Raw genomic sequence first — 21175 nt, 5'->3', positions numbered from 1 at the left:
GGGACAGCCGCGATCGGTGGGCAATTCTGGCCAGTTATCTACCCTCAGATCGGCTCCTCGGTGCCGCTTCCCCGTAGGCCACGCCCTTGGCTCGGCCAGGTTTATCCACTTCCCGCTGCTTTATCCGCCACAGCCCCTTGATCACCACCGCCAATGTGCTAAAAGCCGCCCCGAAGCCAGCAGGGCACACCCCGGCCAGCCTCCCAGCGCCGGGCTCGCTCACAGCCCACCGATGCCGCTTGCGCATTGGGGAATAGTTCAACGGTAGAACAGCGGACTCTGACTCCGTCAATCTTGGTTCGAATCCAGGTTCCCCAGCCAATCTCTCAGCAAAAACTCTTTGTTCCCTGAAGGTTAGAGCCAACGCCGCCGGCCCGACTGCGTGGTTTCCCACCAGTTTGGCCACCGAGTTGGCCACCGGACACGATTCGGTTTCTGGAGTCGCAGGGGAGCGACATACCCAGCCGAAACTGTCGTGCCCGTCAGTTGGGGGCATGCATCGACATGCGCACCGGACACTACACGCGCCTGAAAGGTCGCATTACCTACTTCCGCCGGAAGGTACCTGAGTTCCTCCAGGTAAGGCTTGCATCTACAGAGATCCAGACTTGGGGTTATCTCCTCCGCTTTGGCAGAGCGGCTTGGCCGCAAGTTGGCTGTCGAGATTGATAACTTTTTGAGCGAGCCAAGACTGATCCTATGTTGAACAGCGCTGCCCTCACCAAGCTTGTCGAGACCGCAATTGCCGGTTGGCGCGAAGACGATGAAATCGCGACTGCTCGAAACATCACTCAATATGGCCATGTGCTGGGCGATCCAAGGCAGCAGGCCACCGATTTGGCGGAAATGGCGATCGGTCTGATTGGTCGGGTCGCAGACGGCCACAGCGCCTACGAAGATCCTTACGTCGCCGAGATCGCCCAAAAAGCTGGCGTTCTCGCGCAGAGTGCAGCACTCGCCGAAGGAGGCCGTGCCATCAGTCTAGGCCTCGCTGCCCACTATCTCCAGTCAGCCGCAACAACCGCTTCGATCCACGGCTTGGCAAGCCGCCGCCGCGGCCTTCCCGTTGGCGATTGGCAGAATCGGCTGAGCGCATTGGAAAAGCATCTCGGCCTTGACAGAGCCCATGGCCAACGTGCGGCTGAACCCGGGCCGACCAAGGAGGCTCCGGCAACACATGTTGATGGCCTTAAGTGCGGGATGACAACTTCCGTGACAACCCCGAACAAACCAGGGGTCCCCTTTTCCGAGCTGGCAAAAACGTGCCTCGACGCGAGGATTGCAGCGAGCCAGGTCAAGTCAACCTTGCGGGACGAAATGAAAGGTAGCCTGCAGATCTGGATTGAAACGGTAGGCGATCTGCCTGTGACCGATTACAAAAGAGCAGATTTCCTTGACTACCGCTCGACCCTTCAGAAAATCCCAAAGGTCTACTGGAAGTCCGAGGCGTCGCGAAAGCTGACGATCCTTGAAGTCATTGAATGGGCGCGAGCCGATGCACGCGCAGAATGGATGAAGATCGCATCTGCTGAAAAGCAAGCAGACCCTGTCGCGGTGGAGCGCGCTGCTGGCAGCTACCAGAAAATCAGCAACGTTACGGTAAACCGCCACCTCAGTACCATCGCACCGATCTTTGAATGGGCGCTGGACAACGATCACCTGCCGGAAACCACTCGTCCGTTCTGGAAAAACCTGCATGTGAAAACCGGTGTTATGGTCACTGGTTTGAAGCCGAACGAGGAGCGTCCAGCCTACTCGGTTGAGCAAGTCCAGATCATTGCGAAACATCCTGTGTGGACCGGTCGAAAATCGGCCTATTACGTGAATGCTCCAGGCGAGGTCATAATCCGCGACAGCCTCTATTGGGGCTTCCCGATCGCATTGCTGCATGGCATGCGGCGAGAAGAGTTCGCCCAGCTCAAAGTACGGCATGTCCGGCAGATTGCAGGCATTTGGGTGTTCGACCTGTACGCTCACGACCTTGATCTTAAGAAACCGGCTTCGAAACGCCATGTGCCGATCCATAGCCGGCTGTTGGGGCTCGGCTTCATTGAAGCGCTCGTAACCGGGCGGAATCCGGATGAACGGCTGTTTGCAGACCTCTCGGCCAGCGGTGACGACAAGCTTGGGGACGGCCTCGGCAAACGTTTCGGCCGGGTGATCGACCATCAGGGCATTGTTGTCGTGCGAAAAAACGGTACGCAGTCCGACGGGTGTTTCCACCCGCTCCGGCATCGCTTTGTGACGGATCTGCTGAGGGCTGGCGTGCGCGAGCACCTTGTGGACACACTGGCCGGTCATGCGTCTCAGGCAAGGGATAGACAAGCACGAGAAAGCGAGCGCCTCCGCCGCGAGGAGAATTTTGAGATCTCCGAACTGAAAGAGGCGATTGAAAGGCTACCGGACTTCGTGGACTTTACGCCCTGGATCGAAGCCTGGAACAAATTCGGCGGTAGCCGATCTGATTAACCGTTGTTGGTGCCGCTCGCAAAGGCACCGGCTTTGCCATCCCGATCAGCCGCAGGATCAAGGCAGTCGACGTTGTGGACGTGCTCACCGACCTGCTTATCCAGCGCGGAGCGCCTGGTCATATTCGTTCAGACAACGGCCCCGAGTTCGTAGCCTAGGCTGCCCGGGAGTGGATCGCTGCCGTCGGCGCCAAGACGGCCTACATCATGCCAGGCAGTCCCCGGGAGAACGGCTATTGCGAGAGCTTCAACGTCCAACCCCGCGATGAACTGCTCGATGGCTAAATCTTCTACACGCTCAAGGAGGCACAGATCGTCATCGAAAGCTGGCGGTACCACTACAATACGACCCGACCGCATTCATCGCTCGGGTATGAGCCGCCTGCACCAGACGCCATCTCATGGCCCCTCCCTGACGATCTCGGCTTCTATTTCCTGTCGTATCTCGCGAGCCCGGAGCGCTGCCGCACTGTGGAGGGCAACCGTTTCGTTTCCCAAGCTCCAGCTCGTCCCTTCGTCGCTGCGAGAAGCCCAAGCCGCGCAGAGCAAGCGGTGCAGGTCTGCCGGCCTCTCTGGCCGGCCATGACGCGAGACGAAGTCGGGACTGGCGACCAGCACGTTGCGAAAGGTGAGAAGCTGTCGCGCAATCATGGTCTCGTGCAAAATCGTGTTGACCCGAAGGGCCACATCGATCCCGTCTTCGATCAAGTCCACCCGCCGATCAGTGGAGTAGACGTGGATTGAAACGTCGGGATAGCGGCGCTGAAAGGCCGACAGCAGCTCCCACCAAGGCTCGAACACCGGGCGCAGCGACAATAGCAGGCGGCCTTTCAGCTGTGCTTCATCCTCAACTAGCGCCTGCTCGGCCTCGAGCAGTACCTCGATGCTTCCCACCGTATGCTCGTATAACCGCGTGCCAACAGGGGTGAGCTTGATGCCGCGCGCTCCACGCTCAAGGGGTTGCACTCTCAAGCCTTTTTCCAGCTCACTGATGCGGCGGCTTAGCGTTGGAAGAGGCACGTTCAGCCGGTTTGCTGCCCCTGACAGGCTTCCAGCCTGAACAACCGCAACAAACATTCGAGCGGCGTTGAGATCCATAAGTAGCCTTCCAATTCTGATAGGCAGCTTACCAATCGGCAGCTTCTGTTCTGCCGCTCGAAAGATTAGACCGGCTCAACATATCTAACAGCCCCCCTGCAGCACCCGGAGGCGGTCCGCTTTTGCAAGCAGTGGTTGGTACGCGGCAATCAGGAGACAGCGCATTGACTAAGCCAGAGAGTGAATCGGCTCCACCAGCCCCAGCTTCAACTTGGATCCCCAAGGCGCCCTCGCCTGCCGACAACTCGCATATGGGCGATGACTTCGCCAAGGCTTATGAAGAGGCTGCAACTCGCATCATAGAGCCACTTTCACTTGCTGCGCTCAATATGGTGGGTGATGTTGGCCCTCGACGCGCCAATCGACATTGTGGCGGGCACCGGTGCGCTGAGCATTCCGGCTGCCGAACTCGGCGCAAAGGTTCTGGCGGTGGACATCGCACCAGGCATGGTGAGGCGCCTTGCCCCAACTCGCGAGGTTCCCCAGTTGCGAGGCGCGCCTGATGGACGGCCAGGCATTGGAGCTGAAGGACGCGGCTTTTTCCGTGGCCGGAGTAAGCTTGCTTCCTGATTGGAGAAAAGGCTTGCGTGAGCAGGCGCGTGTTTTACGACAAGGCGGACGCGGATGCGTTGCGACTTGGCGGATCTTGCCGGGCGGAGGACCTTTCCTGGTCATGGCCCAAGCGCTTCGCTCCGTATTCCCCGATCGCCCACCCCCTGCTCCGCCCGAGGGATTTGTCGCGCTGTCCGATCCCGCAAGGCTGCAGCACGAGCTTGCTGACGCCGGTTTTTCGGACGTCTCGGTAGAGGAAGTCGACGCCGTCTGGGAAGGACCTGCGGGCGAAGCGTATCTGGACTAGCTCAAGGATCTTCACCCTTACATGGGGCCATATCGGATACTGGATCAAAGGCAGCGTCGCCAGGTACATAACGCCATCCTCGCCATTGTGGATCAAGCCGCTTCGAACGGTCGCGTCCGCTTGCACTCGTCTGGAGTGATTGCCGTCGGAACCCGTCTTTCTTGATAGCGGCTGGCCGCTGGCCGGCGTCCTTGTAACATCGGGCTCCCACTTCAATTCAGGTGGAAGGCATCGCCCGCAATCATACCTATGGTGCCTTCATGGCATCGATAAAGGCGCGAAGGGCTGGAGGTTGGTTGAGCCGGCCAGCATAATACAAATGATTGGGCGGCACGTGGTAGTGCCAGTCCTCCAGCACCCGAACCAGCTCTCCCGAGGCTAGATAAGGCGCAACATGTCGCTGCAGCAGGATGGTGACGCCCACGCCTTCGCGGGCGCAGGCGAGCAGCAAATCATTGTCGCTCGTCACGAACGTGCCGGGAGCGTCTAAAGCCAGCGTCTGGCCATCGCGCTCAAAGGTCCAGCGGTGGATGAAGCGGGCCGAAGGGTAGCGAAAGTTGAGGCAGTTGTGCCCTGTTAGATCCTGAGGGTGCTGCGGCGTTCCGAATTGGGCGATATAGGACGGCGCGGCGACCACATAGAGCGTATCACCTTCATCAAGCCGAATGGACACCATGTCCTTTTCCAGCGAGGGCGCTCGCCTGATACCAGCATCGAACCCTGCGGCCACGATGTCCACCAAGCCATCATCGATCACCAGCTCCACGACGATTTCGGGGTAATCGGTCGAGAAGCGGCGCAGCTTGGGCAGCACCAGCTCAAACGCTGCTGAGCGATGCGTTGTAACCCTAACCCGCCCGGAGGGGCGGCCGCGATCAGCGTCAAGGTCAGCGATGGCGAGATTGATCTCCGCCATAGCGGGCCGCAAGCGGGCCAGCAGCCGTTCACCGGCCTCCGTCGGGGCAACGCTGCGAGTGGTGCGATTGAGCAGGCGCACGCCCAGTCGGTTCTCCAATGCCTTGACTCGGTGGCTCAATGCGGATGCGGAAACACCTAGCAGAGGGGCAGCCCGGCTAAAGCCGCCCGCCTCCACTATTGCGGCCAGAACAGCCATGTCGCCCCAGGTGTCACGATCCATTGCTGAACTCCATTCACAAGCCTTGCAAGTTCTTCCCAGCTAGTCCTCAGGGATCACAGGATACATCTTTGGTCCTGTCAACACGAAAGGACACTTCCATGTTTCTGAAAACCAGCTTCGTCGCCCTTGCCCTACTCGCCGCTTCTCCCGTTGCCATGGCAGCAGAAAGCTTGGTTTCGGATCGCGAGATCAACGGTCATTCGATCAGCGAGATCGAGGCAAATCTTAAAGCCAAAGGCATCGACGTCACGGGCCTCGAGAAATGGGGTGACGCATTGCGTGCTCACGCCCAGAGCTCAAGTGGCGACGTCTACTGGGTATTCGTCGATCAGCATACATTTCGGACGCTCGAGGCCGGCCCTGCAGTAGCCACCAGCCTTGACGTAGGCACGACCTCGGACGCCGTCCGCACCGCGCCTTCCTCATCTCAGGCGCCACTCTCACTGTCTCAGAACAGTGACGAGTAACCGACCTGACTCGAGGCTGTCACCAGCCTCGAGTCCTATTGGCTTGTGCCGGGAAGATCCCCCGGGCAAAGGTCCAATTGAGCTTCCAACCTATGCAAACTTGGCGGGCCAGGCGGAAAGTGCCTGCTCGGCCACCGCTTCCAGCATCGCGCGATTAAAGCCGGCTTTGGCCTGCAAGGCCATGCCGTGCAGGACTGCCATCAGGAAAGCCGCAAGGGCTGCGGGCTTGGCGGTCGGGGGCAAGTCACCCTCGGCTACTGCCCGCTCGAAGCGCTCGCGGAATTGGATTTCACCTGCTGCCCGGACATCGATCAGCGCTTGTCGGATCGGCTCGGCATCATCCGATGCAGCCACAGCGCCATTGATGTTCAAACAGCCCGTATGCCCGGGATAGCGGGTGTTCAGGTCGGCTGAGCTGAACAGCATATGGGCAGCGACATCCCGTGCTGTCGGCAGAGCGAGAGCTTCGGGAATGAAGGTCAGGTAGTGCTCGTTGTAGCGCGCCAAGGCCAGGCGAAACAGCGCTTCCTTATTGCCGAAGGCGGAGTAAAGCGCCGGCCTTTCCACGCCAGCGGCCTTGGTGAGGTCGGCATACGAAGCCCCCTCATAGCCCTTGTCCCAAAAGACCCCCAGCGCCGCATCAAGTACTTTATCGGGGTCAAACTCGCGATGACGTCCCATCAGCTCAACTCAACACATTCCATAACGGCTATTACTAGACCGCTTGACACGCCACGTCAAGGTTTCGTAATGGGCATTAGCGTAACGGACGTTATGCATAGGATTTCGCCGCATTATACGCCCGGCCGGAAGCTGGTCGTCCATGAAAGACTTCTCATGTCAAATATCTTAACAGGCAAGATTGCCCTGGTGACTGGTGGCTCGCGCGGTTTGGGTGCCGCCACAGCTGAGGCGCTGGCTGACCAAGGCGCAGATGTCGCCATCAGCTATGTTGCCTCCGCCGGGAAAGCCGAAGCACTGGTCGACAAGCTCAAGGCGAAGGGTGTGCGCGCCCTGGCGATCCAAAGTGATCAGGCTGACACCGCCGCGGCAAAACCCTTGATTGAAAAGGTCCTGGCCCATTTTGGCAAGCTCGACATCCTCGTCAACAACGCGGCGATCGTCGCCAAGGGGCAGATGGTCGACGATCTCGCCCTGGATACGGGCGCTCTCGACCAGCAGTGGCAAGTCAACGTCCTCGGCGTGGTGGCGACCACGCGGGCGGCAGCATCGGTGCTCTCCGATGGCGGCCGCATCATCTTCATCGGCTCGCTGAACGGCACCCATGCTCTGGTTACCGGTGTTGCCGACTATGCGGGAGCCAAAGCCGCCATCAACGGCTACGCCAGGGGTGTCGCCCGAGATCTGGGTGGACGCAACATCACGGTCAACGTCGTCCAGCCCGGCGCGATGCCCACCGACATGATGGCGAACGTCTTCGGCGGCACTGTTGCTCCCGAGGCTTTCCTGGATCTGCACCCTATCCGCCGGATCGCCACACTCGAGGAAGTGTCAGAGGTGATCTGTTTTCTGGCAGGCCCGCATGCCGGCTACATGACGGGCGGCATTATCGATGTGGCTGGCGGCCTTGGCATCTGAACGCTCGAGGCCAGCACGCGGGCTATGCTCAAAAGTCAGCTTTCTATATCAGCATGTTAGGAGTTGAAGTGACCAATAAGTTTGGGGCGAAAACCACTGCCGACGAGGTGCTGGCCGACATAAACTTGACCGGCCAGCGCTTTTTGGTGACTGGAGCTGCCGGCGGCATCGGCCTGGAAGCCGTGCGCAGCTTGGCCGCTCGCGGTGCCGCTGTGGTTGGTACCGTCCGGGACCTGGGCAAGGCAGACTCCGCCCTGCGGGCTGCGCGGGACGCCGCCGCACTGGCTGGTGGGACCATCGAACTGGTTGAGCTTGATCTGGCGTCGCTGCAAAGCGTCCGCGCCGCTGCAGACAAGCTGCTGGCCAGCGGCCGGTTGTTCAACGCCATGATCGCCAATGCCGGCATCATGGCCGCCCCGTTCGCCCTCACCATCGACGGCTTCGAAAGCCAGTTCGCGGTTAATCATCTTGGCCACTTCTCTTTCATCAACCGCATCGAGCCGCTGCTCGCCGATGATGGGCGCCTGGTGGTCCTGACGTCCCAAGCGCATCGCGTAGCCGACATCGATCTGGACGATCCCAACTTTGCCCAGCAGGCCTATGACCCCTTCGTGGCGTATGGCCGATCCAAGACCGCCAATGCCCTGTTCGCGGTGGAATTTGACCGGCGCCACCGCGGTCGCGGCATTCGGGCCGCTGCCGTGATGCCGGGAAACAGCATCACCGATCTGCCCCGTTATTTCTCACAGGAGGAACTGCAAGGCTTGTTCGAGACGGTCGGCAAGGCGCGCGCCGAGGCAGGGCTGCAGCCGGCAGAGCTTAAGGACATTTCCCAAGCAGCCGCGACGACGGTTTGGGCTGCCGTTGTGGCCGATAAGAACGAGATCGGCGGAAAATACCTCGAGGATGTCGCGGTCGCACCGGTCAATGACACGCCCAACCCGTTTGCCGATGGGGTCAGGTCATATGCGCTGGACACCGCGCGCGCCGCGCAGCTTTGGGCGAAAAGCGAAGAACTGGTCCAGTCCGTCTAGGAGCTGTCATGACCACGATCGGCATCATCGGTGCAGGCGAAGTCGGCACGCAATTCGCGCGCGCAGCTATCGCGAATGGCTACCACGTCGTGCTGGCCAATTCACGAGGCCCTGAAACGCTGCGCGACCTCGTTCAAGAACTGGGGCCATCAGCTCAAGCCGCAACTGCGGCACAAGCTGGAGCCGCAGCCGATTTCGTGGTCGTGGCAGTGCCGCTCAAGTTGATCAACAACATGCCTGTCGAAGAACTCGCAGGCAAAATCGTGCTCGACACCAACAACTACATGATCTGGCGTGACGGCCATTTCCCCGTTGTCGATTCCGGCGAAAAGACGGTGCACGAACTGCGCCAGGAGCAGCTTCCCGCATCAAAGGTGGCCAAGGCCTTCACCCATATCCAGGCGCCCCGGATCAACAGCTGGGGCCAACCACCCCGATCTCCCGGCCGCCTGGCGCTGTCAACCTCGAGCAATTTCCCCGAGGCGGTGGAGTTGGTCACCCGGCTCTACGACCAGTTCGGTTTCGATACGGTGGACCATAGTCCGCTCAGCCAATCGTGGCGCAGCGCTCCCGGGCAACCGGCGTGGAAGCAGGAGCGCCAAACCCGGCCCGAGCTGATGGCCAATTTGGCCCGAGCCCGCCCCATCGTTCTGGCCTAGTCAGCCTCCATTCAAGGATTATCCGCCACGACCTCGACCGCCGTCGCGCCCTCCTTGCCGTTATGGGGAGCGGTGCTTGCCATGAGCCTTGGCATATTTGGTATTGTTGGAGCCGAGCTTTTGCCGGCAAGCCTGCTCACCTCCATGGCCAACGACCTTCAGGTCACCGAAGGCATGGCCGGCCAGGCTGTGACCGTGACTGCCGGCGTCGCCGTCCTTGCCAGCCTGCTCGTTGCCGCCGCGAGCGGTCGCGTGGATCGCCGCAAGGTGCTGATTTTTCTCACCTCCCTGCTGGTCATTTCCAATCTCCTTGTGGCCGTGGCCCCTTCGCTGAACCTGTTGCTGCTCGCCCGCATGCTGCTCGGGATTTCGCTTGGCGGCTTCTGGGCATTGTCCGCCGCGACAATGATGCGGCTGGTCCCGGAGAACGACATCGCCAAGGCATTGGCAATCCTGTTCGGGGGCGTTTCTGCGGCTACCGTGTTTGCCGCGCCGCTTGGCAGCTTGTTGGGCGATCTATGGGGATGGCGAGCCGTTTTTGTGGCAGCGGCAGGTTTGGGCGCCCTTGCTCTCCTCGCGCAATTGGTGCTGCTGCCGCCCATGCGTTCCGAGCAGGCGGCACGTTTGGGTACCGTGTTTGGCTCTTGCGCCGGCCGGGCCTGGGCTTGGGAATGTTGGCTTTCCTGCTGGTGTTCACTGGCCATTTTGGCTTCTTCACCTGTCTTCGCCCGTTTCTTGAAACGGTGACGCGAGCGGGCCCGATGGGTGTCACCTCCATCCTGCTCATCTTCGGCATCGGCACCTTTGTTGGCAATTCAGTGAGCAGCAGGCTGATCGAGCGTTCGATGTTCGGGACGCTGGGAACAATGCCCCTTCTGCTTGCGGTTTTGGCCATCCTCCTGGCGACCCTTGGTGGCAACGCGTTTGCCGACGCGGCACTCACCGCCATTTGGGGTTTCGCCTTCGGCATCATTCCGGTCTCCTGGTCGACATGGGTCACCCAAGTCGCACCTGATGAGGCAGAGTCAGGCGGCGGCTTGTTGGTGGCAACCGCCAATCTCGCTATCTCCATTGGCGCTGCGGCAGGCGGCTGGATCTTCGACAACAATGGTTCGCGGATGGTATTCTTTGCCTGTGCGGCGGTTCTGGCCTTGAGCTTCGTGTCGACCCTCATGCTGAAGGCCCGCCCGAGGCGATGACTCATTCCTCGGTGCAGGTACCCGTTACCTCACCTGCCCCAGAGTCTGGTTCGTATCACCAGCGGCTCACGAGACCGTGGCGGGCAGCGACAGCGCCTTGTTCGTAAGACCGGATGGTCACTGTCTCGCCTTAGCCATGTCACCCCAAGTGTCACGATGCATTGCTGAGCCCCATTCACAAGGCTTGCAAGTTCATCCCAGCTAGTCCGCAGGGATCACAGGAGACATCTTTGGTCCTGTCAAAACGAACAACAGTTCCATGTTTCTGAAAACACGAAAGGGCATCACAATGGCTGAAAAAGTTTGGTTTCTCACCGGCGGATCACGCGGCTTCGGTCGGATCTGGACGGAGGCGGCGCTCAAGCGCGGGGACAAGGTTGCAGTTACTGCGCGCGACCCAGCCTCGCTTGTCGAACTGACGGAAAGGTTCGGCGATCAAGTGCTTCCGCTGACGCTCGACGTCACCAACCCCGATGCCGCGCTCAAGGCCGTTCACATGGCCCACGATCATTTCGGCCGGCTTGACATCGTCGTTTGCAATGCGGGCTTCGGGATGGTCGGCGCGGTAGAGGAGGTCAGCATTGAACAAGCGCGCCTCGTTATGGACACCGACTTCTTTGGCATGCTGGCAGTCGTAAAAGCTGCGTTGCCGATCATGCGCGCCCAAGGGTCTGGTCACATCCTGACTGTGGCCAGCACCGCGGGCATCATGGCGACACCATGCGGTGGGCTCTATAATGCGGCCAAGTTCGCGGTCGTAGGCCTGGGTGAAGCCCTTGCCGGCGAAGTCGCGCGGCTGGGCATCAACGTCACGATCATCGAGCCAGGCCCGCACGCTACGGACTTCACGAGCGCGTCCTCGATGGTCGTTGCCCAGCCGATCGACGCCTACGGGCCCCTTCGAGACGAACTTGCGGCGGCGTATCCGGCCGGGGGCGCTAGTGATCCGCGTACAACAGCTGCCGCAATATTGGCAGTTGTGGATGCCCCCTACCCGCCCTTGCACCTGCTGCTTGGCAGCGGCCGGGCACAGATCGATCAAGTCTATGCCAGCCGGACCGCCGACTGGGATGCCTGGTCTGACGGTCCGCACTGAGCCTCGCGTGGAGCAAGAGGGGACCCGCCGCGGTCGCAATGAACGAGGACCGTCGACAAAACAGCGGGTCGGCTGGCTTGAAGCCCGGTCGGTAGTTGCCTCCGTCCAGATCGGCGCCAGGCGGCCGAGCAAGTGCTGGACAGTGTCACTTCGCTTGCAGGCTCGATCTTCGACGCCGACGTGCAGAACACTCTCGGCCAGCCGAACCGGCCAAGCATTGGTTGTCCTCAACCTAGCACTCAGTCGTCCGGCCCATCTCCTCAGAGTCTTTAACGCAGCATGTCGACCAGGGCGACCAGTGCGGGGGTCCGTTGCCGCCGCGATGGATAGTAAAGATGATAGCCCGGTGAAGGCGGGCACCAATCCTCGAGGCACCGCACGAGGCGCCCTTTGCTGAGATGATCAGCGACTTGATCCTCAAAAACATAAGCCAGCCCGTATCCGGCCAAAGCGGCTGCCTCCAGAGTGTCCCCGTCGTTGACCACCAGGGTGCCGTCTACCGTGACGTCGAGGGGGCGTCCGCCTTGCTAAAAGTGCCACTTGGCGATGTTTCCAGCGCTCGCCATGCGGAAGTTGATGCAGTCGTGGCGGGCGAGATCCCAGGGGTCCTTGGGAACCCGATAGCGGGCGAAATAGTCCGGTGTCGCCACGACCGCAGCGCGGGCGTCCGGCCCGATCGGCACCGCCACCATGTCCTGTTCAACCTGGCGGCCAAACCGGATCCCGGCATCAAAACCGCCGGCGACGATATCGGCAAAGGCGTCGTCGGCGAATATCTCAACCTTCACTCTGGGATAAGCCATCCGGAACGCCTCGAGGGCTGGCAGGACCAGGGACTTGGCGGGAAAGCGGATGGTCGTCAGGCGGATGGTGCCGGATGGCGTATCGCTTGACCCCGCGAGCGCCTCACCCACGCCGCTCTGCCTGGCTTCATTGCCCGCAACCGGGGCACGATCATCAATATCGGTGGGTCCTGGCCTTCCAGGCTTTGCCAAAACCAAGGCTTTTGTGCTGCTGTTCACGAGCGGACTGCAGCAGGAACTCAAGGACACAGCCATCCGGGTGCAGGCAGTGCTGCCCGCCGGTGTTGCCACCGAGATCTACGATGGCTCGATCATGCCGCTCGACCAAAGCCCGGCGGAACTGATCATGAGCGTAGATGCGATGGTCGACGCGGCCCTCGCAGGTCTGGATAGCGGCGAAGAGGTCACCTTGCCATCAGTGGCGGACATCGAGCTCTGGCGCCAATACGCTGCAAACTCCCAGGCACTGTTCGCGCCAGTCAAACCGGGTCCCCGGCGCCTCGTTACCGCGTCTAGACAATACGACAACTCAGCTTCTCCTGGCTCAAGCCCGCATCCTCCCTTCTCAGCAAGTCTGCAAGATGGGGGGATGCGTCACTGTCATCTTCCCCGGCGTGCTCGCATTACCGGCCGGAGGACTTGCCCTGCCTGGCGCTATGGTGGCGCAGGAGAATGATCTCGCGCTCGCTTCAGAATGAACCCTGCTCTCGAGCGAGCGTTGACAGATAACAGGAATGCGCAGAGCCCGACCCAGTTGGGCACATTGGACATGCGCTCCGTGAACTCCAAGGCAAAGCAAAGCGTGCCTTGGAGTCCGGACGATCATGCCTCTATTGTCTCGTGAAGAACTTCAGCAACAGTTGTTCAGTGCGTTCGGGGCACTCCGAAGCGAGCCAGTGGCCGCAGCCCTCAAGGCTTTCACCGCGCAAATCAGTAGCAGCAGTCTCCAACTGCATGCCGAGCAATCCGCCAGTGCTGATAATCCCTGCCCCCGCTATTTCGGCCTCTGGCGTAGCTTCGCCGCCAAGCCACAACACTGGCATTTCAAGCTTGTTGCCGGCATCGAACCACGCTTTGTTTGCAGCGGCATCGCTTTCGAAAGCGCGGTAGTAGTTGAAACCCGCACGCATTGCTCCGGCTGCAGTGTAGGTGCGCAGGAACTCCTGAATGTCGGTCTCCTCAAAGCCGCGCGGATTGTACGTGAAGCCGCTCCAAAATTGGTCGAGGAAGAGGCGCTCACGGCCTTGCGTCAGTAGCTCTGGCAGGTCCGGCACCTTGTTGAAGGCGAAGTGCCATGGCGCAACGGCTTCAGAATGGGGCATTCCCATCAATGGAACGTCCAGAATGGCGACGCGCTCTACCAAGTCAGGGTGATTACGTGCGATAGCAAAAGCGATCTGGCCGCCCAGATCGTGACCTGCGATCGAGAAGCGGGTCAAGCCGAGCTTACGTGCGAGAGAGACGATGTCCTCACCAATTCGATCTTTATGGTAGCCACCTTCCGGTCGGGTTGTATCGCCGAGGCCACGTGTGTCCACTGCGATCACATCGAAATTTTGGGCCAGACCGGGCATGACCTTGTGCCATTCCCACCATGTCGTCGGCCATCCGTGGATCAGGATTAGCGGCTCCCCCTCGCCGCCACGAACGTAGTGGAGGCGCACATCTCCTACGGCAGTGCGATGGTGGGAAAAACCCGTGTCTGGACCCAAAGCGGGGGTCAGCGACCGGGCTGTCTCGCTTGCTGTGGCAGCCGGTGTTCCGGCAGGGCTGGCTTCTTGTGCCGACGCCGCAACATTGAGCATCGGCGCGATCATCAAACTGAGCGCGAACGCGTACTTGCCAAATTGTTTCATAATCAGTCCTTCTTCTTGAGAGCGTGAAAACGCACGATCAGGATCAGCGCGAGGGCTGACCAGCGACAGCGATACGCTCGTCATAAGTGAGCCGTGGCATTCGCCCGCGAGGGCGAACTCCCTTGATTTCGGTCCAACTGCTCGTTGTGGACAAAAACATCGAGACCAATGGCAGCGCCAATGACGAAACCCGAGACGTAACGTACGTTATAGTAATGATCATTACGTTAATTGGCTTCTATCGTCAAGCGGTCAGTAGCGGCCGGTCGGCCCAGTTTTGCGCCGCATTGGCGCATTGCCTCCTGATCAGGTGTTCAAGCGGCTGAAGACCGATTCCAATCGGTCAACGCCCAGACCCACTGTGATCAAGGTGATCCTTGGCTGCGTCAACGAGGCTATGGAAGCCAGATGCACCCAGTTCCGCGTGATCCGGCGTCCTTGTGTCGGCCTTTACCATTGCTTCAGCGACGAGGCGAAGATACTTGACATGAAGTCTTATCGCGCCGGCGCCGCCGAATTCGCTATAGGCCATGGGCAGGCCATGCAGCCGCGGAATGGTGCTGCCGCAAAGCCGCTTTCGAGGGCATCGAGCAACTGTTCGCCATGATGATCCGCGACTTAAAGTCAGGCAAACGCGTGATAGGCAAGCCGTGATCGTGATGGAAGAGCCGGCTTATACTTGAACCCGATTGCTGGGCCCGTTACTGGCTACAATAGTTCAGTGTAGGCATCGATCCGAACAGGGCCAACCAAGAGACGCCCAAACGAAAGTGCCCTGCCCTACAACCTGCCAGACATGTCCGCTTTCAGCCACACGCTCAACAACCTTCGATGGCCGAAATGGGGTCGGCTCCGGACCGGCACCTTTGGGGTGGAACCTGACTACAGCTCTTGGGCGCGAACAGAAGAATGCTGACGGTCCCCACCTGGCGGCACAGGACCGCGGAGCAAGGTCAGCTCAGTGGGGCCGCACCCCGCTATCCAGATGATAGATTCCTAAACGAACAGCGGCGGCAACTAAACCGGCTTTGCCGCGCCATGTTTAAGGCCATCCAGGAGCAGTGCAACCATAGGGGCAGAATGGTCCGGTTTGCCTTCGTGGTCCGGGGTCGAAAGCAAGGCTACCGCCCGCAATAGATCCCATGGGTCCACATCATCTCGTATCGCTCCAGCAGCTGCTGCAGCGCTTAACAGCGTCCCACATGCCGGTTTGAGGCGAGCCTCGAAGTATGCTGGTAGAGCGGCATAGGCCGGGTTGCCCGTGTGAAGCGACTTGGCCAAACCGCGCTTAGTGGAGATGAAATCCAGATAGCGTTCCATCCACAGCATCAGTGCCCGCTCAGGCTCGTACTCTTGTCCGATGGTCGTTGCCGCCGTAGCGCAGGCGTCGACTTCCTGCCGAAAGACCGCTTCGATCAGATCCGAGCGATGGGGGAAGTGCCGATAGAATGTGCCCACTCCTACTCCTGCCCGTTCGGCGATTTCACGCACAGGGGCATCGACGCCAGTTTCTGCAAAGACCTCTTTGGCGGCTCGCAACAGTGTCTCCAGGTTGCGCTTGGCGTCGGCTCGACGCCCACCCACGTGCTGCTGCACCTTCGCCTTTGAAACCAAATTTTGCGTAGTATCAGAGCCGCGCACGAAATACCCATTGCTAAACGGAACATCGTTCCGTATTTATCCGGACGCCTGTTCCGCTTCTAGTTACCGGAATCGGTCCTGCGTCACAACAAGAATTACTGGAAGTGTCCTTATGAGCGAACAACGCATTGCCCTAGTCACCGGGGCCAACACAGGTATTGGTCTTGCCATTGCGCAAGGGCTTGCCAAGCAAGGCCTGACCGTTCTCGTCGGCTCGCGGAGCTTGGCAAAAGGCCTCGCGGCGGCTGAGAGCATCGGCGCCTCGGCTCATGCCATTCAGCTTGACGTCACGGACCCGGCGTCGATTGCGGCAGCCGCCGAGCGGATCCGGGCTGAGTTCGGCGGGCTCGATATCCTGATCAACAATGCGGGGGTCTCGCATGCGGGTCGCCCTGGCATGACGTTCCCAGAGATCATGAAGACCAACTCTCTTGCTACTGCCCCTATCGATGATGTGCGGGCGGTCTGGGATACCAACGTGTTTGGTCTCATTGCTGTCACGCAGGCCATGCTGCCCTTCCTGCGCGAGTCTCCTGCTGGCCGGATCGTCACGATCGGCAGCTCCGGCGGTTCGATGAGCGAAAATTCCAAGCCCGACAATGCGCACCGCACCATGTACGGCAATTATTCCTCGTCAAAGTCGGCCGCACATGCCGCAACGCTCGCATTTGCACTGAGTCTTGAATCGACCAACATCAAGGTCAACGTCGCCTGCCCCGGCCACACGGGCACGGCCCTCAACAACTTCTCCGGGGCCCGCACACCTGAACAAGGCGCACGTCGTGCCATCGAACTGGCACTGATTGGTGCCGATGGCCCGACGGGAACATTCTCGGACGAGAATTGCCCAGTTGCGTGGTGATCGGCACGGCGGAAAGGTAGCGTCAGCGTATACTTGTTACCGGTGCGACCGCCTTGGCTCCGCCCTTGCTCCGGAACTGATCGAGGGAGGCCATAAAGTGGTTGGCCTTGCGCGTTCCGAGCGATCAGCCAAGGCTCTTGCAGCAGTAGAAGTAAAGGTCCACCACGGCGACCTGCCGATTCGGAAGGCCTGCGGTCAGCCGTGTCTTGGCGGACGTGGTCATCCACACTGAATTCAAGCACGACTTCGCCGATTTTCGCGCGAGCGCTGAAGCCGATTACCAGGCCATACGCACCATAGGCGACACGCTACAAGGCTCCAGCGCCACTTGTTATAACATCCGAATTGCCAATTGTTGCGGGACAACCGCCGTCAGGGAGCGCCTCCCCCCGAAGGTCCGAAGACCCGACGGCAGAGCTGGCCAGCGGAGGCATACGCCTGGGGAGACCGCCCCAGGCTAGTCCTGCGAGGTCTGCCTCGTGTCGCATAAACGCCTTACCCGATACCGCGGTCACTGGATTCCGGCGCAACTCAAACGGCATCGAACAACGTCAAAAGCGCCCCACGCCAGTACTCACCTAAAGCAGCTCGTAGCTCGGCATCAAAATCGATTTGAGCCAGTGGGTGCCTCTCAAGGCCGGCGTTGCCTTTTATGCGCTCAGGCATATCCAAGGTTTGCCAAAGCCCACGTGTCAATGCGTAAGTCCGGATGAGCAGATGGAGTCCGTGCCCGGCTGAAACAGAAAGGGTGACATCGACCGCTTGTCCCGCACTTTCCAAAGCCTGAGCAAAGGAGTCTTTGAACCGCCAGAATTCATCTGCTGGCAGATTTGCTTCAAGCTGGCCGTAGCCAAGTGAATCAAGACGTAAAAAATATGGGTGTGTGTCTAGAAATTTAGCAAACCTGTCGATGAACCCGGCGATAACGACGGCATTGTCTGTAGAAGGCCGGGTAAAGCTCGCCTCGACGCTGGCAAAAAGCGCGTCCCACTCACGCGAAAGAAGGGCCGTGAATATCTGCTCTTTGGTTTCGAAGTACAGATACACGGTTCCTTTCGCTAAACCGGCTGTGGCTGCAATGGCGGCAACTGCTGGCAGACGGCGCGTGTCTTGGAGAAACAAGGTTAAGGCGGCACCGAGTATATCATCACGACGCGCTTCCTTATCTTCCCTGGCATGCGCGTGTTTGACCATCAATCTAGCCCCTAAGTGCCCGCGACATGATCCGCATCTGAGCCGGTTTCGTCAGAAAACGGGATCCAGCAGCCACAAGCTTGTTCAATGAACCGGCCACAACCGTTTGACGACCGGCGAAAAGCGCCTTCAACCCTACCGCCGCAGCCATCCTGGGTGAAGTCATCGTACGCTTCATGGACTGGCTCGTTTCCTGTCCCGATGCGGTTAGAAAGCCCGTATCCATAAGCCCCGGTGATAATACCGTGGCGACCACATTGTATGGTGACAATTCGGCATGGAGTGCTTCACCAAAATGGCGCACATATGCCTTGGTGGCAGCATAAGCGGCATAGGTGGGGCACGGCATAAAGGAAGTAAGGCTCGCCACTAAAAGGATATGACCGCTACCGCGATTGACCATCTCGACAGCGATGGCATGGGTGAGCGTTGTAAGGCTTGCGATGTTTAACTGGAGCATTCGATCAACAGCCTGAGCAGGTTGATCAATGAAGTTGCCATGCAAGCCTTGGCCTGCGTTGTTGATCAAGACATCAATGTCGATCCCGCTTGATCTGATTGTCTTGATCAGATCGGCGGCACCATTCTCTCGGCTCAGGTCTGAGTGTTCAATCCTAATCTGTACGCCATGTTTTTGTAAGTCGGATGCGACTGCTTGGAGCCGATCGATGCTACGAGCTACAAGGATCAAATTATATCCTCGCTCGGCCAGTAGAGAAGCAAATTCTGCGCCCATGCCTCCGGAGGCTCCAGTTACCAATGCCCACTTGCCAACCGATTCCATATTAGGTTTCCAACTTCTGACCGACAGTCATTTATTATGACCGATAGTCATATTCAAGCGGCTTCATCTCAAAAATGCGGTGGTGCACGATGCTTGCGATTGCTTTCTGAGGTTTCGCTGGCAGTATGAGCCCGCTCAGGGCGTTTCAGGTCTGAAGGTGATACTGGTGCCCTGCGCCTCGGGGTAGACTGCAGTCGGTCGATTTTCGGAGCCGTGCACAGGAAAGCGGACGTGAGGCGAGCGCAGTTGGGACGATCGACATGCCAAAGGCGTTGGGCGAAGCGGCTGCGATGCCAAAAAGCAGCTCTCGCTCACAGATGACGCTGTCGCGGCTTCACGTCACCATGCTGTTGCGGTGATCGCGATCTTTGGAGCGCGCGTTCGGAAGTGAGTGGCGCCCGCCTTCCCTTGAGGGTACCCAGGACGTGCTCGAGGGCGTAGCGTCTGGCCGACGCTGGGATGCGCGACCCACTTACCTGGAAAGAATATTGCCGCTGAACATCCCACCTTTGTACACGGGTTCAGCAGTGTCCGTCGTGAGCAGGACAAGTTCACTGCGCTCAACGGTGACAATGTTCTGTGTCGTGCTGGCAAGTACGACGGCGTCGCCGGCGCTCAATCGAGCTTCATCGACCCTGATGCTGCCGGCAAACACATAGAGCAGTCGAAAAAATGCTCTGGCTGGAACAGATGGAAAATCCAGCGCGCTGCCGGCGGGGAAAGCTCCATCGTCCACCCAGGTCGAACTGCGGATTACCAGCGGGTCGCTGTCGAGCGGTCCGGCGATGCGGCGCCAGGCTTGTTCCGAGACGGGGCTGGGAAACTCGTGAAATTGCACTTGGGGCTTCAGCGCTGCCGCACTGGGCCGCAAGAAGATCTGCAGCGCCCTTAGGGGGCGCCCGCAGGATCAACCAGTTCCTCGTGCTCATAGCGCTGACCGGCGCTCATCAGCATCAGCCGGCTTGGGGAAATTACCTCTTCTTTCCCGACAGTGTCCTTGTGCATAACCCGGCCGCTACGCAGATAGGTGAGGATTTCGTCGTCCTGGTGAGGGTGCATTCCCACCAGCGTCCCGGGAGAAATGGACGCATCGTCTATGCGGCCAATTGAGCCAATCCCGCTATCGGTTGCTCCAGCGGCCAGACCGGGAAACAGGATTTCGATGGAAAACCCGTCCACCTTGTGCCGGCGCTTGGATGCACGCTTGATGATACGAGTTGTGGGAGATTGGACAGGCCGATGGCCATCAATGCTGTTCATGACTTCCTCTGATGGCTCCACTGGCGCTGTGCGCTAGTGGAGCAATGGTGTTGGTGATGTCGGTTTAGTTGGCGAGCTCAAGACGAGGATAGTCGGTGTAACCGCGGGCGCCCTCGCCGTAGAAAGTCGTTGGGTCGGGAGTGTTGAAGGGCCCTCCGACGCGCAGGCGCTCCACCAGGTCGGGATTGGCGAGGAAAGGCACTCCGAAGGCAACAAGGTCCGCGTGTCCCGCGGACAGGACTGCATCGCCTTTGGCCCTGTTGAAGCCACCATTGATGATCACCGTGCGCCCGAACATGGGACGGAATGTTTCGGCAACATTCCCGATCTCAACAGGCCCCGCGTCATAGGCGGCCTTGTTTGGCTCGGTGAGATGAAGATATCCCACGCCGAGGCGATAAAGTTCGCGCACGGCATAGCCGAAGGTTTGGCGCTTGTTGCTGTCGTGCATGCCATAGAGCACGGAAGACGGAGAGAGCCGAACGCCCACTCGGTCGGCTGACCAGGCGGCAATCATGGCTTCGGCCGTTTCCAGCAGGAGCCGGGCACGATTGGCGACGGACCCGCCCCAGCTGTCGTTGCGGTGGTTAGAGCCGTCCTGCAGGAATTGATCCTGCAGATAGCCATTGGCGCCATGCAGTTCGACACCGTCAAAACCGGCCTCGCGAGCATTGCGCGTGGCCTGGGCAAAGTCCTCGATGATGGACGGCAACTCGGCGGCACCCAGTTCGCGTGGCTGGGGAAAATCGACCCTGCCACGTGGCAAGAAGAAATTGCCAGATGCAGCGACCGGGGAAGGCCCGACCGGGAGTTCGCCATTGCGAATCTCTGGGTGGGAGACGCGGCCTGCATGCCAGATCTGGTTGTAGATCCGGCCTCCCGCAGCGTGAACCGCATCGGTGACTTTACGCCAGCCGGCGATCTGGTCGTCGCGATGGATCCCAGGAGCCCGAATGATCCCATGTGCTTGATCGGAGACCTGCGTGCATTCGGTGATGTTCAGTCCGGCACTGGCGCGCTGAACATAATAGTCGATCATCACCTCAGTGGGGACGCCGTTTTCCATGGCGCGGGTCCGGGTCATGGGCGCCATGACGATGCGGTTAGGCAGGCGCAGTCCGTTGAAGTCATAGGGCGTGAAGAGTTCGGTCATCGTTG

General features: G+C 59.7%; 21 protein-coding genes, 1 tRNA gene and 2 pseudogenes. 13 read left to right on the top strand and 11 right to left on the bottom strand.

The genetic code is table 11. The features are described from left to right. Nucleotides 1-247: 247 nt before the first annotated feature. The 3 genes and pseudogenes from AC3YMN_RS16375 to AC3YMN_RS16365 all read left to right on the top strand — a co-directional run. Nucleotides 248-321 (top strand) — tRNA-Gln (locus tag AC3YMN_RS16375). Between the two features lie 378 nt (nucleotides 322-699). Then, entirely contained in the window at nucleotides 700-2469 is a 1770-nt protein-coding gene (locus AC3YMN_RS16370) for a tyrosine-type recombinase/integrase (protein WP_489890827.1), read from the top strand. Between the two features lie 35 nt (nucleotides 2470-2504). Next, nucleotides 2505-2876 (top strand): annotated as a pseudogene (locus AC3YMN_RS16365) (integrase core domain-containing protein); the annotation flags it as partial. Here the strand turns inward: AC3YMN_RS16365 and AC3YMN_RS16360 are convergent. Continuing rightward, entirely contained in the window at nucleotides 2868-3566 is a 699-nt protein-coding gene (locus AC3YMN_RS16360; RefSeq protein ID WP_489890826.1) for a LysR family transcriptional regulator, read from the bottom strand. The pseudogene AC3YMN_RS16365 and the gene AC3YMN_RS16360 sit on opposite strands and share 9 nt — an antisense overlap. A 673-nt stretch (nucleotides 3567-4239) precedes the next feature. Here AC3YMN_RS16360 and AC3YMN_RS16355 point away from each other — a divergent pair. Next, a complete protein-coding gene (locus AC3YMN_RS16355; RefSeq protein ID WP_489890825.1) occupies nucleotides 4240-4425 on the top strand; it encodes a hypothetical protein in 186 nt (61 codons plus the stop codon). A gap of 247 nt (nucleotides 4426-4672) precedes the next feature. On the opposite strand, the gene AC3YMN_RS16350 is transcribed toward AC3YMN_RS16355, so the two are convergent. Next, complete coding sequence (locus tag AC3YMN_RS16350; protein ID WP_489890824.1) at nucleotides 4673-5563, bottom strand: LysR family transcriptional regulator; 891 nt, start codon at nucleotides 5561-5563, stop codon at nucleotides 4673-4675. 98 nt (nucleotides 5564-5661) lie between these two features. On the opposite strand from AC3YMN_RS16350, the gene AC3YMN_RS16345 reads away from it, so the two are divergent. Beyond that, nucleotides 5662-6030, top strand: coding sequence for a hypothetical protein (locus AC3YMN_RS16345; RefSeq protein WP_489890823.1), 369 nt, complete (start codon nucleotides 5662-5664; stop codon nucleotides 6028-6030). A 90-nt stretch (nucleotides 6031-6120) separates the two neighbouring features. Here the strand turns inward: AC3YMN_RS16345 and AC3YMN_RS16340 are convergent, their stop codons facing one another. Further along, the gene (locus AC3YMN_RS16340; protein ID WP_172124645.1) at nucleotides 6121-6711 is read right to left on the bottom strand and encodes a TetR/AcrR family transcriptional regulator; all 591 of its coding nucleotides are present in this window, start codon (nucleotides 6709-6711) and stop codon (nucleotides 6121-6123) included. A gap of 156 nt (nucleotides 6712-6867) precedes the next feature. On the opposite strand from AC3YMN_RS16340, the gene AC3YMN_RS16335 reads away from it, so the two are divergent. From AC3YMN_RS16335 to AC3YMN_RS16310, 6 genes are all read left to right on the top strand, one after another. Then, nucleotides 6868-7629 (top strand): SDR family NAD(P)-dependent oxidoreductase, encoded by a 762-nt coding sequence (locus AC3YMN_RS16335; protein ID WP_489890885.1) that lies wholly within the window; start codon nucleotides 6868-6870, stop codon nucleotides 7627-7629. A 68-nt stretch (nucleotides 7630-7697) separates the two neighbouring features. Beyond that, complete coding sequence (locus tag AC3YMN_RS16330) at nucleotides 7698-8663, top strand: SDR family NAD(P)-dependent oxidoreductase (RefSeq protein ID WP_489890822.1); 966 nt, start codon at nucleotides 7698-7700, stop codon at nucleotides 8661-8663. A gap of 8 nt (nucleotides 8664-8671) precedes the next feature. Next, nucleotides 8672-9322 carry an NADPH-dependent F420 reductase gene (locus AC3YMN_RS16325; RefSeq protein WP_489890821.1) on the top strand — a complete coding sequence of 217 codons (651 nt, stop codon included), beginning with the start codon at nucleotides 8672-8674 and terminating at the stop codon, nucleotides 9320-9322. An 81-nt stretch (nucleotides 9323-9403) separates the two neighbouring features. Continuing rightward, complete coding sequence (locus tag AC3YMN_RS16320; RefSeq protein ID WP_489890820.1) at nucleotides 9404-10069, top strand: MFS transporter; 666 nt, start codon at nucleotides 9404-9406, stop codon at nucleotides 10067-10069. Between the two features lie 14 nt (nucleotides 10070-10083). Next, nucleotides 10084-10521: an MFS transporter gene (locus AC3YMN_RS16315; protein ID WP_489890819.1), complete on the top strand. Its 438-nt coding sequence runs from the start codon at nucleotides 10084-10086 to the stop codon at nucleotides 10519-10521. A 289-nt stretch (nucleotides 10522-10810) separates the two neighbouring features. Further along, complete coding sequence (locus AC3YMN_RS16310) at nucleotides 10811-11617, top strand: SDR family NAD(P)-dependent oxidoreductase (protein WP_489890818.1); 807 nt, start codon at nucleotides 10811-10813, stop codon at nucleotides 11615-11617. A 269-nt stretch (nucleotides 11618-11886) separates the two neighbouring features. Here AC3YMN_RS16310 and AC3YMN_RS16305 read toward each other — a convergent pair. Continuing rightward, nucleotides 11887-12531: pseudogene (locus AC3YMN_RS16305) on the bottom strand (LysR substrate-binding domain-containing protein). Between the two features lie 94 nt (nucleotides 12532-12625). On the opposite strand from AC3YMN_RS16305, the gene AC3YMN_RS16300 reads away from it, so the two are divergent. Then, nucleotides 12626-13096 carry a hypothetical protein gene (locus tag AC3YMN_RS16300; RefSeq protein WP_489890817.1) on the top strand — a complete coding sequence of 157 codons (471 nt, stop codon included), beginning with the start codon at nucleotides 12626-12628 and terminating at the stop codon, nucleotides 13094-13096. 154 nt (nucleotides 13097-13250) lie between these two features. On the opposite strand, the gene AC3YMN_RS16295 is transcribed toward AC3YMN_RS16300, so the two are convergent. After that, entirely contained in the window at nucleotides 13251-14360 is a 1110-nt protein-coding gene (locus AC3YMN_RS16295; protein WP_489890816.1) for an alpha/beta fold hydrolase, read from the bottom strand. A 933-nt stretch (nucleotides 14361-15293) separates the two neighbouring features. After that, nucleotides 15294-15890, bottom strand: coding sequence for a TetR/AcrR family transcriptional regulator (locus AC3YMN_RS16290; RefSeq protein ID WP_489890884.1), 597 nt, complete (start codon nucleotides 15888-15890; stop codon nucleotides 15294-15296). Between the two features lie 139 nt (nucleotides 15891-16029). Here AC3YMN_RS16290 and AC3YMN_RS16285 point away from each other — a divergent pair, with 139 nt between their 5' ends. Continuing rightward, nucleotides 16030-16779: an SDR family NAD(P)-dependent oxidoreductase gene (locus AC3YMN_RS16285; protein ID WP_489890815.1), complete on the top strand. Its 750-nt coding sequence runs from the start codon at nucleotides 16030-16032 to the stop codon at nucleotides 16777-16779. A gap of 531 nt (nucleotides 16780-17310) precedes the next feature. Here AC3YMN_RS16285 and AC3YMN_RS16280 read toward each other — a convergent pair. The 5 genes from AC3YMN_RS16280 to AC3YMN_RS16260 all read right to left on the bottom strand — a co-directional run bounded on the left by AC3YMN_RS16280 (nucleotide 17311) and on the right by AC3YMN_RS16260 (nucleotide 21170). Next, a complete protein-coding gene (locus tag AC3YMN_RS16280) occupies nucleotides 17311-17973 on the bottom strand; it encodes a TetR/AcrR family transcriptional regulator (RefSeq protein ID WP_489890814.1) in 663 nt (220 codons plus the stop codon). Nucleotides 17974-17977: 4 nt separating this feature from the next. Next, nucleotides 17978-18757, bottom strand: coding sequence for an SDR family NAD(P)-dependent oxidoreductase (locus tag AC3YMN_RS16275; protein WP_489890813.1), 780 nt, complete (start codon nucleotides 18755-18757; stop codon nucleotides 17978-17980). Nucleotides 18758-19229: 472 nt separating this feature from the next. Further along, complete coding sequence (locus tag AC3YMN_RS16270) at nucleotides 19230-19595, bottom strand: pirin family protein (protein ID WP_489890812.1); 366 nt, start codon at nucleotides 19593-19595, stop codon at nucleotides 19230-19232. Nucleotides 19596-19645: 50 nt separating this feature from the next. Beyond that, on the bottom strand, nucleotides 19646-20017 hold the full coding sequence (locus AC3YMN_RS16265; protein WP_489890811.1) for a pirin family protein: 372 nt from the start codon (nucleotides 20015-20017) through the stop codon (nucleotides 19646-19648). A gap of 64 nt (nucleotides 20018-20081) precedes the next feature. Further along, nucleotides 20082-21170, bottom strand: coding sequence for an alkene reductase (locus tag AC3YMN_RS16260; RefSeq protein WP_489890810.1), 1089 nt, complete (start codon nucleotides 21168-21170; stop codon nucleotides 20082-20084). Between the last annotated feature and the right edge of the window lie 5 nt (nucleotides 21171-21175).

The organism is Devosia sp. Z11_6, from assembly GCF_058133665.1.
Note: the sequence above shows the minus strand (reverse complement) of the source record. Positions and strands in the feature narration are given on the sequence as shown.

What these genes read in the sequence shown, in the direction of transcription:
- AC3YMN_RS16370 (WP_489890827.1), top strand. Translation starts at nt 700, where the DNA reads ATGTTGAACAGCGCTGCCCTCACCAAGCTTGTCGAGACCGCAATTGCC.
- AC3YMN_RS16315 (WP_489890819.1), top strand. Translation starts at nt 10,084, where the DNA reads ATGGGTGTCACCTCCATCCTGCTCATCTTCGGCATCGGCACCTTTGTT.
- AC3YMN_RS16360 (WP_489890826.1), bottom strand. Translation starts at nt 3,566, where the DNA reads ATGGATCTCAACGCCGCTCGAATGTTTGTTGCGGTTGTTCAGGCTGGA.
- AC3YMN_RS16340 (WP_172124645.1), bottom strand. Translation starts at nt 6,711, where the DNA reads ATGGGACGTCATCGCGAGTTTGACCCCGATAAAGTACTTGATGCGGCG.
- AC3YMN_RS16310 (WP_489890818.1), top strand. Translation starts at nt 10,811, where the DNA reads ATGGCTGAAAAAGTTTGGTTTCTCACCGGCGGATCACGCGGCTTCGGT.
- AC3YMN_RS16295 (WP_489890816.1), bottom strand. Translation starts at nt 14,360, where the DNA reads ATGACGAGCGTATCGCTGTCGCTGGTCAGCCCTCGCGCTGATCCTGAT.
- AC3YMN_RS16320 (WP_489890820.1), top strand. Translation starts at nt 9,404, where the DNA reads ATGAGCCTTGGCATATTTGGTATTGTTGGAGCCGAGCTTTTGCCGGCA.
- AC3YMN_RS16285 (WP_489890815.1), top strand. Translation starts at nt 16,030, where the DNA reads ATGAGCGAACAACGCATTGCCCTAGTCACCGGGGCCAACACAGGTATT.
- AC3YMN_RS16325 (WP_489890821.1), top strand. Translation starts at nt 8,672, where the DNA reads ATGACCACGATCGGCATCATCGGTGCAGGCGAAGTCGGCACGCAATTC.
- AC3YMN_RS16345 (WP_489890823.1), top strand. Translation starts at nt 5,662, where the DNA reads ATGTTTCTGAAAACCAGCTTCGTCGCCCTTGCCCTACTCGCCGCTTCT.
- AC3YMN_RS16265 (WP_489890811.1), bottom strand. Translation starts at nt 20,017, where the DNA reads ATGAACAGCATTGATGGCCATCGGCCTGTCCAATCTCCCACAACTCGT.
- AC3YMN_RS16260 (WP_489890810.1), bottom strand. Translation starts at nt 21,170, where the DNA reads ATGACCGAACTCTTCACGCCCTATGACTTCAACGGACTGCGCCTGCCT.
- AC3YMN_RS16275 (WP_489890813.1), bottom strand. Translation starts at nt 18,757, where the DNA reads ATGGAATCGGTTGGCAAGTGGGCATTGGTAACTGGAGCCTCCGGAGGC.
- AC3YMN_RS16335 (WP_489890885.1), top strand. Translation starts at nt 6,868, where the DNA reads ATGTCAAATATCTTAACAGGCAAGATTGCCCTGGTGACTGGTGGCTCG.
- AC3YMN_RS16280 (WP_489890814.1), bottom strand. Translation starts at nt 17,973, where the DNA reads ATGGTCAAACACGCGCATGCCAGGGAAGATAAGGAAGCGCGTCGTGAT.
- AC3YMN_RS16350 (WP_489890824.1), bottom strand. Translation starts at nt 5,563, where the DNA reads ATGGATCGTGACACCTGGGGCGACATGGCTGTTCTGGCCGCAATAGTG.
- AC3YMN_RS16355 (WP_489890825.1), top strand. Translation starts at nt 4,240, where the DNA reads ATGGCCCAAGCGCTTCGCTCCGTATTCCCCGATCGCCCACCCCCTGCT.